Consider the following 15,258-nt stretch of genomic DNA (forward strand, 5'->3'; position numbering starts at 1 on the left):
CTCCACTTATTACATTTTTTCCGGGGCACAGACGCCCAGGAGATTCAGGCCGTTCGCCAGCACCTGCTGCGCCGCGACCGCCAAGGCCAGTTTGGCGTTGCGTTCGCTGGCGTCGTCCACCAGCACCGGGGTGCCGTGGTACCAGGTATGGAAGGCCGTCGCCAATTCGCGCAGGTATTGCGCGATCAGATGCGGCTCCAGGACATGCCCCGCATTCTCCACAACTTCCGGGTAGCGCGAGAGTTCCATCATCAGTTCCAGCGAGGTTGTGTCGTTCAGCCGGTTGAGCTGACTCATGCCGTCGGCCGGGTCGTAGTCGCGTTGCTTTTCCTGCGCTTGCCGCAGCAGGCTGCACACGCGCGCATGCGCATACTGCACGTAAAACACCGGGTTGTCGTTGCTTTGTTGGCGTGCCAGATCGATATCGAAGGTAAGCTGCGAATCGGGTTTGCGTGCGATCAAGAACCAGCGGGTGGCGTCGCGCCCGGCTTCTTCGATCAAGTCGCGCAGGGTCAGGTAGCTACCGGCACGCTTTGACAGCTTCACTTCCTCGCCGCCGCGCATCACTGTGACCATCTGGTGTAGCACGTATTCCGGCCACCCTTTGGGAATGCCAAGGTCCATCGCCTGCAGGCCGGCGCGCACTCGCGCCAGCGATCCGTGGTGGTCGGCGCCCAATTCGGTGATCGCACGCACGTAGCCGCGCTGCCACTTGCTTAGGTGATAGGCCACGTCCGGCACAAAATAGGTATAGGTGCCGTCGGATTTGCGCATCACCCGATCTTTGTCGTCGCCGAAATCGGTCGATTTCAACCACAGTGCGCCGCCTTCCTCGTAGGTATGGCCGGAGGCGATCAGCTTCTGTACCGCCTCCTCGACCTTGCCGTCGCGGTACAGCGAGCTTTCCAGGAAGTAGATGTCGAAGTCCACGCCGAACGCGGCCAGATCATGGTTCTGCTCGTTGCGCAGATAGGCCACTGCGAAGCGGCGGATGGCCTCCAGATCGTTCGGGTCCTTGGCGCCTTTGACCAGATGGCCTTCCAGATTCACCGTGGCGCCGCTCATGTAGGCGTCGGCCACATCTTGGATGTAGTCGCCACGGTAGCCTTCCTCTGGCCAATCGTGGCTGTCCGGGGTCTTGCCGTGGGCACGTGCCTGTACCGAGCGTGCGAGATTTTCGATCTGCCCACCGCCATCGTTGTAGTAGAACTCGCGTCTGGCGTTCCAGCCGTTGGCCTCGAGCAAGCGTGCCAGGCAATCGCCGATCGCCGCGGCGCGGCCATGGCCCACGTGCAGTGGCCCGGTCGGATTGGCCGACACGTATTCCACGCCAACGGTGCGGCCGTTGCCGACCAGACTGCGACCGTAGTCATGGCCTTGTTTGAGTACCGTCAGCACTTCGCGCTGGTAGGCACCCGGGCCGAGGTGGAAGTTGATGAAACCGGGGCCGGCGATCTCGACCTTGCGGATGTCGTCGTTGGCCGGTAACGCATCGACCAGTTGCTGGGCCAGGGCGCGTGGATTGGTGCGTGCGGCCTTGGCCAGCAGCATCGCGGCGTTGCTGGCGAAATCGCCGTGCTCGCGGGTCTTGGGTCGTTCGACCACGAAGTCCGGCGGCAAAGTGTCGGTTGGCAGGATGCCAGTGGCGCGCAAGGCTTCGATGCCTTGCGCGATCAGGGCGCGGAGTTGGGATTTCACGGGATCTCTGCTTGAAGCGCGATAAACCAATCATTTTACCCGACCCGTCGCTTCCCGGCCTGCAATGGGTTCAGCCCGACCTCAGCCGAAGCGGCGCCACCTTGATCCAGGCCACGCGCTGGAGCGGCTGCGCTGTAGCTTATATCCAGCCGCGCGATGCCAGCGAGATCGGCATGCCGTCGCCAATGATGAAATGGTCGAGCAGGCGCACATCGATCAGGTCCAGCGCCTTGCGCAGGCGCTCGGTGACGGCGAAGTCGGCAGAGGAGGGTTCCGGATTCCCGGAGGGGTGATTGTGGCCGATGATGATCGCGGCGGCGTTGAGCGTCAGTGCGCGTCGCACTACTTCGCGCGGGTGTACCTCTGTCCAGTCCACGGTGCCCTGGAACAGTTCCTCGAACGCCAGCCAACGGTGACGGGTATCCAGGAAAAGCACCGCGAAGACCTCGTATGGCCGTGCGCGCAGCCGTTGCGAAAAATAGCGGCCGACCACGCTTGGATCGTTCAGGGTGTCGCCCCGCTGCAGTTCCGCCGCTAGGTGACGTTGGCCAAGTTCCATTGCCGCCGAAAGCCTGCAGACCCGCGCCGGGCCCAGGCCCGGCAGGCGCAGCAGCTCGTTGGGTGGGCGATCGAGCAGTGTACGCAGCGGTCCGTGTTGCTGTAGCAGATCGCGCGAGGTCTGCACGGCGTCACGACCACGCAGACCGGAGCCGAGGAAAATCGCTAGCAGTTCGGCGTCGGAAAGGGCCTGGGGGCCGCGTGTCAGCAGCTTTTCCCGGGGGCGTTCGTCGCAGGGCCAGTTGGAAATGTGCATATCGCCAGGATGCCGGGCGATATGCTGCAATGGTATCAGGTCGCCAAAAACCATCGGGTAAGCTAATCGTTCTTGCATGGGTAGGACATTCCCGACGTGACCGCGACTTCTGAGAGGCCCCTGCAGGGGCGACGTGTGCTGTTGTGCGTCGGCGGCGGGATCGCCGCCTACAAGGCGCTGGAACTGGTGCGGCGCCTGCGCGACGTGGGCGCCGAGGTGCAGGTGGCAATGACTGCCGGTGCGCAGCAGTTCGTCACCGCGCTGAGCTTCCAGGCGCTGTCCGGCCATATCACCCGCACGACGTTGTGGGATAGCAGCGCGGAGCAGGCGATGGGCCATCTGGAATTGGCGCGCTGGGCGCAGCAGGTGGTGGTCGCGCCGGCCACGGCCGACCTGCTGGCGCGGCTGGCGCACGGCTTGGCCGACGACCTAGTGGGTACGCTGTGTCTGGCCAGCACCGCACCGCTGACCGTCTGCCCGGCGATGAACCATCGGATGTGGCTGCATCCTGCGACCCAGGCCAATGTTGCGACGCTGCGCCAGCGCGGCGCGCACGTGGTTGGTCCGAACGATGGACCGCTGGCTGAGGGCGAATCCGGCCCGGGGCGCCTGGCCGAACCGCAACAGATCATTGCGGCCTTGGCCGGTATCGGAAATGCTGCTGCGCAGCCCGCCACGCCGCTGGAGGCGATCATTCCCGCGCGTAGCCCGACCCCGTCCACCACATCTCGCGATGGCGCATTGCGTGGCTTGCGTCTGTTGATCAGTGCTGGTCCAACCTACGAAGATTTGGATCCGGTGCGCTATCTCGGCAACCGCAGCAGCGGCAAGATGGGCTATGCACTTGCCGCCGCCGCCGTGCGGCGCGGCGCGCAGGTGGTGCTGGTCAGTGGCCCGGTGCAGTTGCCCACCCCGGACGGCGTGCAGCGCATCGACGTGCGTTCGGCGGCGCAGATGCGCCAGGCCGTGCTAGGGGCTCTGCCGGCGGACATCTACATAGGCACCGCCGCAGTCGCCGACTACACGCCCAAACAGGTGTTGACCGAAAAGATCAAAAAGAACCGCGATACGTTGATCCTGGAGCTGATCCGCACACCTGACATCCTCGCCGAGGTCGCTGCGCAGACCCAGGCGCTGAAGCTGGTGGTCGGGTTCGCCGCCGAGACCCATGACATCGAGCGCTACGCCCGTGGCAAACTCGCCGACAAGCACCTGGACCTGATCATCGCCAACCAGGTGGGGGTGGTGGGTAACGGTTTCGAGAGCGACCAGAACGCCGCCACCGCATACTGGCAACACGGCGCGCGCAGCTTCCCGGCGGTTGTCAAGACGCAACTGGCCGAACAATTGCTTGACCTGATTGCTGAGAGGTTGCACGCATGAGCATTCCCACGCCCGTTCCGCTGCAGGTCAAGTTGCTCGATCCACGCTTCGGCGACAGCTGGCCGTTGCCCGACTACGCCACCGAAGCCAGCGCCGGGTTGGACCTGCGCGCGGCGACCGAGGCGCCGTTGACCCTGGATCCCGGCGACACAGCGCTGATCCCAAGTGGGCTTTCCATCTACATCGCCGATCCGCAGTTGTGCGCGGTGGTCCTGCCGCGCTCCGGGCTGGGCCATCGCCACGGCATCGTGCTCGGCAACGGTACCGGCCTGATCGACGCCGACTACCAGGGACCCCTGCTGATCAGCGTCTGGAACCGCAGCCGCGAAGCCTTCACCATCGCGCCCGGTGACCGAATCGCGCAGTTAGTGGTGATGCCGGTCGTGCGCGTTGCCCTACAAGTAGTAGATACTTTTGCCGATAGCGCCAGGGGAACGGGTGGATTCGGCCACACCGGAGTGCGCTGATTGGGGAGCGTTTTTGATGAGCGAGGTACTACAAGCGCGGCCAGTGCCGCAAGGTTTGAGCAGGGTCCCGCCCTTGCTGACCGTTCTGCTGTTTCTGCTTGCCGGATGGTTCGGTTGGAGCGCTGTGAGGCAATGGCGTGCCGAGCAGGTGACCATGACGCTGGAACGAGCGCGCGATGCGTCGGTGGTGCGGACCACACAGGTGCTGGCGGGGGCCGGCAAACGCCTGTCCGAATGCTTGCAGCAGCCGGCTGTGCAGACCGCGCTGGCACGTGGCGATGCCGCAGCCGTCGTCCAGGCCCTGCGCGGGGATTGGAAGCAGGTCGAGGATGCACAACTGCTGCCGGTGGATCTGGAATCCGGCTATGCCGATGCGCCGCGGTTCGGTTACGGTCGACTGGCGCTGCTGGAGAAAGCCGTGTTGACCGGAAAGGTCGCCAGCGGCGTGGTTCATGATGGTGGCGGTGTGCAGTTGGGCTTGGCGGCGCCGGTATCCTTGGGGGAGAGGGCCAGCGTGGTCTACCTGCGCCTGCCGCTGGGCTTGCTCACCGACCCCGTCGCGCAGGTGACGGTACCGGATAGCGGCTACTTGGCGCTGCGTCAGGGCAGTTACGATGTGATCGCTGCCGGGAATTCCGCGCTGTCCAATCGTGCCGATGCGTTGTCGCGCCCACTCGGCGATACCGGTTTGCGCATGGTCGCCGCCTTGCCCGATACCGAGGCTGGACCATTTGGGCTGGGCGCTTGGCCGTGTCTGCTCGTCGCCGTCCTGCTGGTGGTGTTACGCATCTTGCTGTCGCTGGCCGCACGCGGATACTTGTCGCCGCGGGCAGGTCGTGCCGCGGTGGTGGCCGAAGAGCAAACCTTGCAGCAGAGCCTGCAAAACCAGGAGCAGCTGCCGCCGCTGCCGCCATCGCCGCCATCGCCGCCATCGTCACGGTCGCCAGCGGAGCTGACGCCGGCCATGCCGGTTCTCGCGTCTACCGTGACGGCCGATATTTTCCGCGCCTATGACATCCGTGGTGTGGTCGGTCGCGACCTCAACCCACAGGTTGCCGCGCTCATCGGCCAGGCGATCGGTACGATGATGCAGGAACAGGGACTCAACGAGGTGGTGGTCGGTCGCGATGGTCGCCTGTCCGGCCCGGAATTAGCGGCGGCGCTGATCGAAGGTTTGCGTCGTGCCGGTTGTGCCGTCATCGACATCGGCGTTGCGCCGACCCCGGTGGTGTACTTCGCCAGCTACCATTTGCGCGCAGGCAGTTGCGTGGCGGTGACCGGCAGCCACAACCCCGCCGACTACAATGGTTTCAAGATCGTGATCGGCGGTCAGACGCTGTCCGGTGCGGACATCGCCGACCTGCATGCGCGCATCTGCGAGGGCCGTTTGTCGACCGCCGCCGAGCCGGGCCGACTACAGCAGCGTGACGTCGGCCGGGACTACGTTCAGCGCATCGCCGACGACGTACAGTTGGACCGCCCGCTCAAAGTGGTGGTCGATGCCGGCAACGGTGTCGGTGGCGAACTGGGGCCGCGGTTGCTGGAGGCGATCGGCGCGGAGGTGATTCCGTTGTACTGCGATGTCGACGGTACCTTTCCCAATCACCATCCCGACCCCAGCGATCCGCATAATCTGGAAGACTTGGTGCAGACGGTGCGGCGCTTCGATGCCGACCTCGGCGTGGCTTTCGACGGCGACGCCGACCGGCTTGGCGTGGTGACTCATGACGGCAAGGTGATCTATCCCGACCGCTTGCTGATGCTGTTCGCTGCCGATGTGCTACAGCGTAATCCTGGCGCGTTGGTGATCTACGACGTCAAATGCACCGGCAAGCTGTCGGATTACGTGTTGCGTAACGGCGGTAGCCCGCTGATGTGGAAGACCGGACATTCGCTGATCAAGGCGAAGATGCGCGAGACCGATGCCGAATTGGCAGGCGAAATGAGCGGGCATTTCTTCTTCAAGGAACGTTGGTACGGTTTCGACGATGGCCTTTATGCTGCGGCGCGGTTGCTGGAGATCCTGGCGCAGCGCGAAGAGTCGCCGTCCGAGGTGCTGGCGGAGTTACCCGAGAGCATTGCCACGCCCGAGATCAAGGTGCCGCTGGATGGGCAGGATGGGCATGCGTTGATTGCGCAGTTGGCCATCCAGGCACAGCAGGAGGGTTCGCCGTTCGCCGGCGCGCGTCTGTTGACACTCGATGGTGTGCGTGCCGATTTCCCGGACGGCTGGGGACTGGTGCGCGCATCTAACACGACGCCAGCGTTGGTGCTACGTTTCGAGGCCGACAACGCGACCGCGCTGGAACGGGTCAAGGCGTTGTTCCGCGCCCAGTTGCAGACGGCGCTGCCGACGGCGATGCTCGGCTTTTGAGCCGGGCACGCCCAACGCGTTGCCCGGCAGGGCGATGGCCGTCTGCGGCTCAGCCGCCGGATAGGGCCGTTGCGGGCTCGGCCTGTGGCCCGTTGCCTTTCGCTGCGCGGTAGCGCTGTACGGTGTCTTTGATTTCCTCGTCCAAGCTGAGTCGTTGCTGCTCTAGATCCTTCTGTATACGCATTTGTTGCACTAGCGCGCGATGCCGTCGCTGCACGTCTTCGGCGAGATTGTTTGCGATTTTCTGCCCGGCCAATTCTTGTGCGCCGGCTTTGGCGAGTACCTCCACCAGGCCCTGGCGTAGGCTGTCGACGTTGTAGCGTGAAGTCTGGATATTGTTGTCGACGATGCCCGCGCGTTCGGAGAACACTCTGCGCAGTTCGTCTTCGGTCTGGAACGACAGCAACATCGCCTGATCGGTACGCTTGCGGGTTTCCAGCGCGGCTTGATCGGCGCGTTGCTGTGCGGCATCGGCGGCGGCCGCAGCGCGCTCTTCGCTGCTCAACGCGCGCCCGACTTCAGCGCTGCGCATGCCGCTGGTCGCGTTGAATTCGTCGCGCGCTTGGTTCACTGCTTCCGGCGGGAGCGCATCGCTGCACATGCGCTGCCCGTTCTGATTCCAACAGTACAGTTTCTTGGCGTGCGCCTGCTGTTGCTGCTGAGCGGAGGCAGGTAGTGCAAGTAATATCAGCAGTGCCGGGACGGCGCAGCTCCATGGTGAGTGTATCGGCATCATGGCAGCCCCCTGCTGTCAGCCATCATCAATCGCAGCCGTAGCGTGCTCGGTAAGCCAACAACGATGCGTGAAAGCCAGCAAGATCCGCGTTTCCCTCGATGAATGCAAGCAAATCGCCCAGATGCGCGACCGAGACCACAGAAATTCCGGATTCGGCCGCCACCGCCTGCGCCGCGGAACGGCGGTCTTGCTCGGTGGCGATCTCCTGGCGGTCCAGCGCGACCAGGATCGCCGCGGGTGTGCCACCGGCGGCGCGGATGATGCCCAGTGCTTCGCGGATGGCGGTGCCGGCGGTCATCACATCGTCCACGATCAGCACCCGACGTCCGGCCAATGGTGCCCCGATCAGGCTGCCGCCCTCGCCGTGGGCCTTAGCCTCCTTGCGATTGAATGCTAGCGCCAGATCGCGTCCACGCCGCGCATACTCGCAGGCCAATGCAGTCGCCAGCGGGATGCCTTTGTAGGCCGGGCCGAACAGCAGATCGAAGTCGAGCCCGGCTGCGTCGGCTGCATCCGCGTAGCAAGTCGCCAGCTGCGCCATCGTGGCGCCCGAATCGAAGCGACCGGCATTGAAGAAATAGGGGCTGAGGCGCCCGGACTTCAGCGTGAATTCGCCGAAGCGCAGCGCCTCCACATCCAGGGCCAATTGCAGGAAACGTTGCCGGTAGTCGGTCATGAGACTTGAGAGCAGAAGTGAAGGGATAGCATCGCCGTGAGAGCATAGCGGGTTCCGACAGTGTCGCGTCGCATTATGCGGTACGCTCTACTGGTTATCTCGGTTCGGTTTTTTCATGCGTATCGTCAGTTTCAACGCCAACGGCCTGCGTTCGGCAGCGACCAAGGGTTTTTTCGAGTGGTTTGCTGGCCAGCAGGCCGATGTGTTGTGTGTGCAGGAGACCAAGGCACAGGCGCCTCAACTTGCCGGGCCGGCGTTCCTGCCGGAGGGGTATCGCGTGTGGTTCCGCGATGCCAGCACCAAGAAGGGCTATAGCGGCGTGGCGATTTACAGCAAGCGCGAGCCCGACGAGGTGCGCACCGCGCTGGGTTGGCCCGAATTCGACGAGGAGGGCCGCTACTTGGAGGTACGCTTCGGCCAGTTGAGCGTGGTGTCTTTCTACATTCCGTCCGGTTCCTCGGGCGAGGTGCGCCAGGACTACAAGTTCCAGGTGATGGACTGGCTCAGGCCGATCTTGGTGCAGTGGTTGCACAGCGGCCGCGATTACGTGCTGTGCGGCGACTGGAACATCGTGCGTTCGGCGTTGGATATCAAGAACTGGAAGTCCAACCAGAAAAATTCCGGTTGCTTGCCGGCCGAGCGCGATTGGCTCAATGGCCTGTGCGCGGACCGCGCCGAAGACGCCGACGCGGCCAGTGGTCGCGGCTGGGTCGATGCTTACCGCGCGCTGCATCCGGACGGACAGGACTACACTTGGTGGAGTAACCGCGGCGCGGCGCGCGCCAATGACGTTGGTTGGCGAATCGACTATCAGTTCGTCACGCCATCCCTGCGCGAACGTCTGCATGGCTGCGCCATCTACACCGCACAGCGCTTCTCCGACCATGCGCCGTTCACAGTGGACTACCGCACGTGATCGGGGGATTGGGCACATGGTGGCGTTCGCTGGATGTATACGCCAACCCGCGCGTACGGGCGATGCTATTCCTGGGATTTTCCTCGGGGTTGCCCTTCGCATTGGTGCTGACCACGCTCTCGGCGCGGTTGCGTCAGGCCGGTATTGATCGCACCACCATCGGGTATTTCAGTCTGGTCGGACTGATGTACTCCCTGAAGTATTTCTGGTCACCGATCGTTGATCGCTTGCCGCTTCCTGTCCTTTCGCGGATGGGCCGTCGGCGTAGCTGGATGTTGCTCGCGCAGGGGTGCATCGTTGCTGGTCTTGTCGCACTCGCTCTGGTCGATCCAGCGTTCAACACGCACGAGTTCGCATTGCTTGCTGTCTTGACCGCCTTTGCCGCGTCAACTCAGGACATTGTCGTGGATGCCTATCGGATCGAAGCCGCCCAGACCGATGCGCAAGGCGCGATGGCCGCGGCCTACCAGACCGGCTACCAAGTGGCGTTGATTTGTGCCGGTGCTGGTGCTCTGACTGTGGCCGCCCAACTGGGCTGGAAGGCGTCCTATCTGAGTATGGCGGCTTGCGGCCTGCTCGGCCTGGTCACCACGCTGTGCATTGCGGAGCCGATGGCAAACAATCGCGGTCCGGTACGCTCCGTCGAACCCTTGGTGGAGGCATTCCAGTTACGTGCGCAGCACTGGCCTGCCTGGATCAGGGCAATGGTGGCCTGGTGCATCGGTGCCGTGGTCTGTCCGTTTGTCGATTTCTTCGTGCGAATGGGCTGGAAGGCCGGCATCCCCGCGCTCGCCTTGGTGGTCGCGTACCGACTCAACTACGTCACGATGGGCGTCGCGGCCAATACGTTTTACTTGGACATGGGGTTTACCCTGGAACAGATCGCGTTGGTCTCCAAGGTCTACGGGATCTTGATGACCATCGGCGGGGCTTTTCTCGCTGGACTTCTGATCCGTCGTTACGGCATCGCCCGCACGTTGCTGATTGGTCTATTGCTGCTGAGCGGAGCCAACCTGATCTATGCGTATATCGCCAGCATTCATCCTGGGATCGCTTGGCTGGCGGCTGCGATCAGCGCCGATAACGTGGCCAATGGCATTGCCGGGACAGCATTCATTGCCTACATGTCATCGCTGACCAGCCCGCATTACACGGCGACGCAGTATGCGTTGTTCGGTACCCTGTGGAGTCTGCCTGCCAAGTCGATCGCCAGTCAGTGGGGCAGGATCGTTGATGTATGGGGGTATCCGCCGTTTTTTATCTATACCGCTGCGATTGGCATCGTTGCGCTTCCGATGGTCATTTGGCTGATCTGGCGCGAGTCGCGGAGCAATGGAGACATGGGAGCCTCGGCTCACTGATGGTGTCCGAGGATGGTTCTGTCGACGTTGTGGCGTGATCAGGTGTCCGTGTCGGCGGATTGAAAGTCCGCCGCATATTGTGGATGATCCGCGATGACGCATCGTCTGCGTCGCCGCCTGCTTGGGAGTCTGCATGACCGACCTGCTGTTGCGCGATATCGACCCACTCATGCTCGAGCGCATCGGCCATATCGCCGTGGCCCGTGGTTTGACGCAGCACCAGACGGTTCTCGCATTGATCGAGCAGGGCCTGTTCGCCAGTGAACAAGACCTGCGCAAAGGCTTCAAGAGCGTGGAATTGGATGCGCTGTCCGATGCGATCACTGCACTGCGTGCGCTGCCGTCCGGCGTTAGATTATGAGCCGTCGCGGATCTAGCGCGATTACGCCGGATGGATCGCGCCGAGGATGCGCGGCCCGCGCGCGCCGCTGACCGAAGGCAGGTTGCCTGGCAGCCCGGCCAGGGTTTGTCGCGCCAGCCAGGCGAACCCCATCGCTTCCACGTAGTCCGGATCCAATCCCAAGCTCTGGGTCGATGCCACTTCCATGCCTGGCAGGTGCGCCTGTAGCCGTGCCAGCAGTAGCGGATTGTGCACGCCGCCGCCGCAGACCAGCAGTTGCTGCGTTGCCGGTTGCTGTGCCAGCAGTGCGTCGGCGATGGTGGTTGCCGTCAGTTCCAGCAAGGTTGCCTGCACTGCGGCCGGCATGCGTGTTGCCGTGCCGAGGTATGCCTCCAGCCAGCGCAGATGGAAGTGTTCGCGCCCGGTGCTCTTGGGCGGCGCTAGCGCGAACCAGGGATCGCCCAGGAGCCGCTGCAGCAGATCGGCATCGATCTGGCCGCTTGCGGCGAACACGCCGCCCGCATCGTAGGGTTGGTCCAAGTGGCGTTGGCACCAGGCGTCGAGCAGTGCGTTGGCGGGGCCGGTATCGAAGCCACGGACCTGGCCGTGCGCGGGCAACAGGGTCAGGTTGCCGATGCCGCCGAGGTTCAGCACGGCCCGGTCCTCGTGCGTGGTACCCAGCATCGCGGCATGAAACGCGGGCATCAGCGGTGCGCCGTGACCGCCGGCGGCCACATCGCGGCGGCGGAAATCGCAGACCGTGGCGATGCCGGTCAATTCGGCGATGCGGTTGCCGTCGCCCAGTTGCCAGGTGAAAGCGGGATCGGCGAGCGGCCGGTGGCGCACGGTCTGCCCGTGCGAGCCGATTGCGCGAACCGTCGCCGGGGCCACTCCGGCTTCATCGAGCAGGCGCCGGGTTGCGTCGGCGAAGGCGATCGCCACCTCCGCATCGAGCTGACCGAGTGCGTCCAGCGATGCGATGTCGCCACCTTCGCCCAGTGCGATCAGCGCCGCGCGCTGCCGCGGCGCCCAGACGTAGGTGCGGCCCAGGCACAGCTGAGCGCGTCCGGCTGCGTTGAAACGCACCAGGGCGGCGTCGATGCCGTCGGCACTGGTGCCGGACATCAGGCCCAGGAACAAGTGGGCGTCGGGGACGTTTGAATTGGACATGATGGGGATCGGGCGACGACCGACGTCGCAACGTGGACGGAGCGATGCGGCGTGTCAATCGATGCTGCGGAAAGTGTGTATCTGCGCTTAGCCTGCGTCGTGTGACGACGCAGGCTTGGCCGAGGCCACGACCTTCTTCTTCGCCTTCGCCGGCTCGGCATCGGCGTAGATCAGCTTCTCCACCCGCTGGATGCGCGCCAGCGCTGGCGAGGTCTGTGCGCGGAACGCGGCCAACTCCGCACCAGCCAGCGGGGTCGGCGGAGGCATCGTCACCGATGCCGGATTGCGTTGCACACCATCTACCCGGAATTCGTAGTGCAGGTGCGGGCCGGTGGCCATGCCGGTCATGCCGACGTAGCCGATCACGGTGCCCTGATTGATGTGTTGCCCCGTCTTGATGCTGCCGAAGCGCGACATGTGACCGTACACCGTGCTGTAACCCTTGCCGTGGTCCAGGATCACCACGTTGCCGTAGCCGTGCTGGGTGCCGACGAATTGCACCCGCGCGTCGCCGGCAGCCATGATCGGCGTGCCCATCGGCGCTGCGTAGTCGATGCCCTTGTGCATGCGCATGGTGCCCAGCACCGGATGCAGGCGCTCACCGAAGGTGGAACTGATGCGGCTGTAGGACACCGGCATGCGGATGAAGCTCTTCTTCAACGGCCGGCCATTGACATCGAAATACTCGGCAGGCTTGCCGTCGCGTTCGAAGCGGAAGCCGGTATAGGTTTTACCGCGTGTGGTGAAGGTCGCGGCCAGGATCTTGCCGCTGTCGATGCGTTCGCCTTCGCGCCACGTTTCATCCATGACCACACTGAAGCGATCGCCCGGCTGTAGATCCTTATCGAAGTCGATGTCGTACTTGAATATCTCGTCTGTCATCGTCGCGATCGCCGAGGGCGACAACCCCGCCTTGCGCGCGGCCACGTACAGCGAACTGGTGATCTCGCCGCTGCTGACCACACTGTGAGTGCTGGTCTCGCGTTCGGTCACTTTCTCCTGAATGTCGTCTCCGCGCAGCGACAGTTCCATGCGGTGATTGAAATCGCGGTCGAAGCGAATGCCGCGCAAATTGCCGGCCTCCGGCAGATTGAAGGCGATCTCCGCGCCGGGCCGTAACTTGGTCAGCGCATCGCGGCTACCAGGATACTCCAGCACCCGCTGCATCACCGTTGCGGGAATGCCGAGTTGCTCGAACACCGCGCCCAAGGTCTGGCCGGACTGAATCCGCACCACCTGCCAGTTGTCCTCGCTTGCGCGTTGCTGTTGCTGGGCCAGCGAAATCGGCGGTAACGGCAGCGCCAGCGTCGCATGCGTGGTCTGCAGCGGGACATTGATGGCATTGGAGAAACCCGGAACGATGGTCGCCACCAGAGCGCCGATTGTGGCGAACAGGCTGGCGTGGATCCAGTGGCGACGTGTCCAGCGCCCGCTGGGAAGGTGTTCCTTCAGCTTGCGATGTAGCACCGTGCCGTGGAGAACGTGGAGACGTTGTTTGAAACGCTGACGGCGCATGCGTTCCTGATCACGGTTGTGCATCAAGCTTTCCTCAAGAGCCGCCAAGCGCGGACTCAAAACTCGGCTACCATAAACATCGTTTATCAGTGCGTCAAACCATTGAGTTGGCTCGGATTTTTGCTAATCCGCCAATTTGACGCGTCTTTAACACCATTCATCTTGCTTGATGCCATCGGCTGGAGTGTCCGTTTTGTCCGCGATTGAAGAGTCCCTTGCCCTGATCGGCCGTGGCGCCGACGAAATCCTCAAACAGGAAGCGTTGGAAGCCCGTTTGCGCAGCGGCCGGCCGTTGCGCGTGAAAGCCGGCTTCGATCCCACCGCTCCGGATCTGCACATCGGTCATACGGTGCTGTTGAACAAACTGCGTCAGTTCCAGCAGCTCGGCCATCAGGTCATCTTCCTGATCGGTGACTTCACCGGGATGATCGGCGATCCGACCGGCAAGAACGCCACCCGCAAGCCGCTGACCCGTGAGGATGTGCTCGCCAATGCGCGCACCTACGAGGAGCAGGTGTTCAAGGTGCTGGATCGCGCACGTACCGAAGTGCGCTTCAACTCCGAGTGGTTCGGGCAGATGAGCGCGGCCGACATGATCCGCCTGGCCGGCCAGCACACCGTGGCACGCATGCTTGAGCGCGATGATTTCACCAAGCGTTATGCGGCCCAGCAGTCCATCGCCATCCACGAATTTCTTTATCCCTTGGTGCAGGGCTACGATTCGGTGGCGCTGAAGGCGGATGTCGAACTGGGCGGTACCGACCAGAAGTTCAATCTGTTGATGGGGCGTGGCCTGCAGGAGCACTACGGGCAGCCGGCGCAGATCGTGCTGACCATGCCGTTATTGGAGGGGCTGGACGGGGTCAACAAGATGTCCAAGTCGCTGGGCAACTACATCGGCATCAACGAACCGGCGATCGACATCGTGACCAAGACCATGAAGATCGGCGACGACCTGATGTGGCGCTGGATCGAGCTGCTGTCCTTCGACATAGGCTTGAACGAGGCGCAGATGCTGCGGCAGCAGGTGCAGGCGGGTAGCCTGCATCCGCGGGAAGTGAAGCTGCGTCTGGCACGTGAACTGGCCACGCGCTTCCATGATGCGGTCGCGGCTGAGCAGGCCATCATCGGCTGGCATGCGGTGGTGACTGGTCAGGGCGATACCAGTGTTTTACCGCTGCAGCAGCTTGTGGTGCCGGCCGATGGCGTGCGGATCGCGGCGCTACTGACCGCAGCCGGATTGACCGCCAGCAACTCCGAAGCGACCCGAAAGCTCAAGGAACGGGCGGTGCGTGTTGCTGGCGAAGTGGTCGAAGATCCACAGCACAGCTTCACGCCTGGGTTCGAGGGCGTGCTGCAAGTGGGCAAACGTACCTTCGCACGGGTGCAGTTGGTCGCTGGCTGAGGGCGTCCCTCCAGCCCGGCAGCCTGTCACGCGAGCGGTTTGCAGAGTTGCGTGGCGCAGTGAGCCGGATGGATGGCGGGGTGAGTGGGGCGGATCCGATCCCGCCGCGAAGGGAGAGTGAAAAAATGTTTCACACCCCTTCCCAAGCGGACGATTTGGGATCATAATTCGTTCCCCCTGACTTACCGGCTTCACAGCCTTGTGTTGGGGGCGTTAAAACCTTCACTAAGAGGGATTGACGGTGTGTAAAAAGCCGCTATGATGATCGGCTCGCTTCAGAGGAAGCCCCCGTGGGGTTAGGCTGAAGCGGGGTCAGCAACCTCGAACGGAGGTGTTGACGGCAAGAAAAAGTCCGCTATGATGGGCGGCTTACTTCGACGGAAACGTCGGGGCGAAAAAGGGA

The 15,258-nt window shown here is 63.4% G+C and carries 13 protein-coding genes; 7 read left to right on the forward strand and 6 right to left on the reverse strand.

The annotated features are described in order from the left end of the window. Nucleotides 1-9: 9 nt before the first annotated feature. Nucleotides 10-1,698, reverse strand: a complete 1,689-nt coding sequence (argS, locus tag XalbCFBP2523_RS14475) for an arginine--tRNA ligase (protein WP_045765190.1) — start codon at nucleotides 1,696-1,698, stop codon at nucleotides 10-12. Nucleotides 1,699-1,837: 139 nt separating this feature from the next. Beyond that, a complete protein-coding gene (gene radC / locus XalbCFBP2523_RS14480) occupies nucleotides 1,838-2,512 on the reverse strand; it encodes a RadC family protein (protein ID WP_012914930.1) in 675 nt (224 codons plus the stop codon). 96 nt (nucleotides 2,513-2,608) lie between these two features. On the opposite strand from radC, the gene coaBC reads away from it, so the two are divergent. The 3 genes from coaBC to XalbCFBP2523_RS17245 are packed head-to-tail and all read left to right on the forward strand — an operon-like array spanning nucleotide 2,609 to nucleotide 6,736. After that, entirely contained in the window at nucleotides 2,609-3,895 is a 1,287-nt protein-coding gene (coaBC, locus tag XalbCFBP2523_RS14485; RefSeq protein WP_230599015.1) for a bifunctional phosphopantothenoylcysteine decarboxylase/phosphopantothenate--cysteine ligase CoaBC, read from the forward strand. Beyond that, entirely contained in the window at nucleotides 3,892-4,362 is a 471-nt protein-coding gene (gene dut, locus XalbCFBP2523_RS14490; RefSeq protein WP_012914932.1) for a dUTP diphosphatase, read from the forward strand. Before coaBC ends, dut begins: the two co-directional genes overlap by 4 nt. A 16-nt stretch (nucleotides 4,363-4,378) precedes the next feature. Further along, entirely contained in the window at nucleotides 4,379-6,736 is a 2,358-nt protein-coding gene (locus XalbCFBP2523_RS17245; RefSeq protein WP_045765192.1) for a phosphomannomutase/phosphoglucomutase, read from the forward strand. A 49-nt stretch (nucleotides 6,737-6,785) separates the two neighbouring features. Here XalbCFBP2523_RS17245 and XalbCFBP2523_RS14500 read toward each other — a convergent pair whose 3' ends face one another. Beyond that, nucleotides 6,786-7,472, reverse strand: a complete 687-nt coding sequence (locus tag XalbCFBP2523_RS14500; RefSeq protein WP_045760388.1) for a hypothetical protein — start codon at nucleotides 7,470-7,472, stop codon at nucleotides 6,786-6,788. A gap of 25 nt (nucleotides 7,473-7,497) precedes the next feature. After that, nucleotides 7,498-8,148, reverse strand: coding sequence for an orotate phosphoribosyltransferase (gene pyrE / locus XalbCFBP2523_RS14505; protein WP_045757621.1), 651 nt, complete (start codon nucleotides 8,146-8,148; stop codon nucleotides 7,498-7,500). Between the two features lie 115 nt (nucleotides 8,149-8,263). On the opposite strand from pyrE, the gene XalbCFBP2523_RS14510 reads away from it, so the two are divergent. From XalbCFBP2523_RS14510 to XalbCFBP2523_RS14520, 3 genes are all read left to right on the forward strand, one after another. Further along, nucleotides 8,264-9,064, forward strand: a complete 801-nt coding sequence (locus XalbCFBP2523_RS14510; protein WP_045765193.1) for an exodeoxyribonuclease III — start codon at nucleotides 8,264-8,266, stop codon at nucleotides 9,062-9,064. Then, nucleotides 9,061-10,425 carry an AmpG family muropeptide MFS transporter gene (locus tag XalbCFBP2523_RS14515; protein ID WP_045765194.1) on the forward strand — a complete coding sequence of 455 codons (1,365 nt, stop codon included), beginning with the start codon at nucleotides 9,061-9,063 and terminating at the stop codon, nucleotides 10,423-10,425. The genes XalbCFBP2523_RS14510 and XalbCFBP2523_RS14515 overlap by 4 nt, the downstream gene beginning before the upstream one ends. 133 nt (nucleotides 10,426-10,558) lie before the next feature. After that, nucleotides 10,559-10,786 (forward strand): hypothetical protein, encoded by a 228-nt coding sequence (locus tag XalbCFBP2523_RS14520; protein WP_045764231.1) that lies wholly within the window; start codon nucleotides 10,559-10,561, stop codon nucleotides 10,784-10,786. Between the two features lie 21 nt (nucleotides 10,787-10,807). On the opposite strand, the gene XalbCFBP2523_RS14525 is transcribed toward XalbCFBP2523_RS14520, so the two are convergent. Together XalbCFBP2523_RS14525 and XalbCFBP2523_RS14530 are read right to left on the reverse strand one after the other, a co-directional pair. Further along, on the reverse strand, nucleotides 10,808-11,935 hold the full coding sequence (locus tag XalbCFBP2523_RS14525) for an anhydro-N-acetylmuramic acid kinase (RefSeq protein ID WP_045765195.1): 1,128 nt from the start codon (nucleotides 11,933-11,935) through the stop codon (nucleotides 10,808-10,810). Between the two features lie 87 nt (nucleotides 11,936-12,022). Further along, complete coding sequence (locus tag XalbCFBP2523_RS14530; RefSeq protein ID WP_045765196.1) at nucleotides 12,023-13,474, reverse strand: M23 family metallopeptidase; 1,452 nt, start codon at nucleotides 13,472-13,474, stop codon at nucleotides 12,023-12,025. Between the two features lie 169 nt (nucleotides 13,475-13,643). Here XalbCFBP2523_RS14530 and tyrS point away from each other — a divergent pair, with 169 nt between their 5' ends. Continuing rightward, the gene (gene tyrS / locus XalbCFBP2523_RS14535; RefSeq protein ID WP_045765197.1) at nucleotides 13,644-14,855 is read left to right on the forward strand and encodes a tyrosine--tRNA ligase; all 1,212 of its coding nucleotides are present in this window, start codon (nucleotides 13,644-13,646) and stop codon (nucleotides 14,853-14,855) included. Nucleotides 14,856-15,258: the final 403 nt, after the last annotated feature.

It is taken from the genome of Xanthomonas albilineans (assembly GCF_002939705.1).
Lineage (GTDB): Bacteria > Pseudomonadota > Gammaproteobacteria > Xanthomonadales > Xanthomonadaceae > Xanthomonas_A > Xanthomonas_A albilineans.

What these genes read in the sequence shown, in the direction of transcription:
- XalbCFBP2523_RS14520 (WP_045764231.1), top strand. Translation starts at nt 10,559, where the DNA reads ATGACCGACCTGCTGTTGCGCGATATCGACCCACTCATGCTCGAGCGC.
- XalbCFBP2523_RS14510 (WP_045765193.1), top strand. Translation starts at nt 8,264, where the DNA reads ATGCGTATCGTCAGTTTCAACGCCAACGGCCTGCGTTCGGCAGCGACC.
- dut (WP_012914932.1), top strand. Translation starts at nt 3,892, where the DNA reads ATGAGCATTCCCACGCCCGTTCCGCTGCAGGTCAAGTTGCTCGATCCA.
- pyrE (WP_045757621.1), bottom strand. Translation starts at nt 8,148, where the DNA reads ATGACCGACTACCGGCAACGTTTCCTGCAATTGGCCCTGGATGTGGAG.
- XalbCFBP2523_RS14530 (WP_045765196.1), bottom strand. Translation starts at nt 13,474, where the DNA reads ATGCACAACCGTGATCAGGAACGCATGCGCCGTCAGCGTTTCAAACAA.
- XalbCFBP2523_RS17245 (WP_045765192.1), top strand. Translation starts at nt 4,379, where the DNA reads ATGAGCGAGGTACTACAAGCGCGGCCAGTGCCGCAAGGTTTGAGCAGG.
- radC (WP_012914930.1), bottom strand. Translation starts at nt 2,512, where the DNA reads ATGCACATTTCCAACTGGCCCTGCGACGAACGCCCCCGGGAAAAGCTG.
- XalbCFBP2523_RS14500 (WP_045760388.1), bottom strand. Translation starts at nt 7,472, where the DNA reads ATGATGCCGATACACTCACCATGGAGCTGCGCCGTCCCGGCACTGCTG.
- XalbCFBP2523_RS14525 (WP_045765195.1), bottom strand. Translation starts at nt 11,935, where the DNA reads ATGTCCAATTCAAACGTCCCCGACGCCCACTTGTTCCTGGGCCTGATG.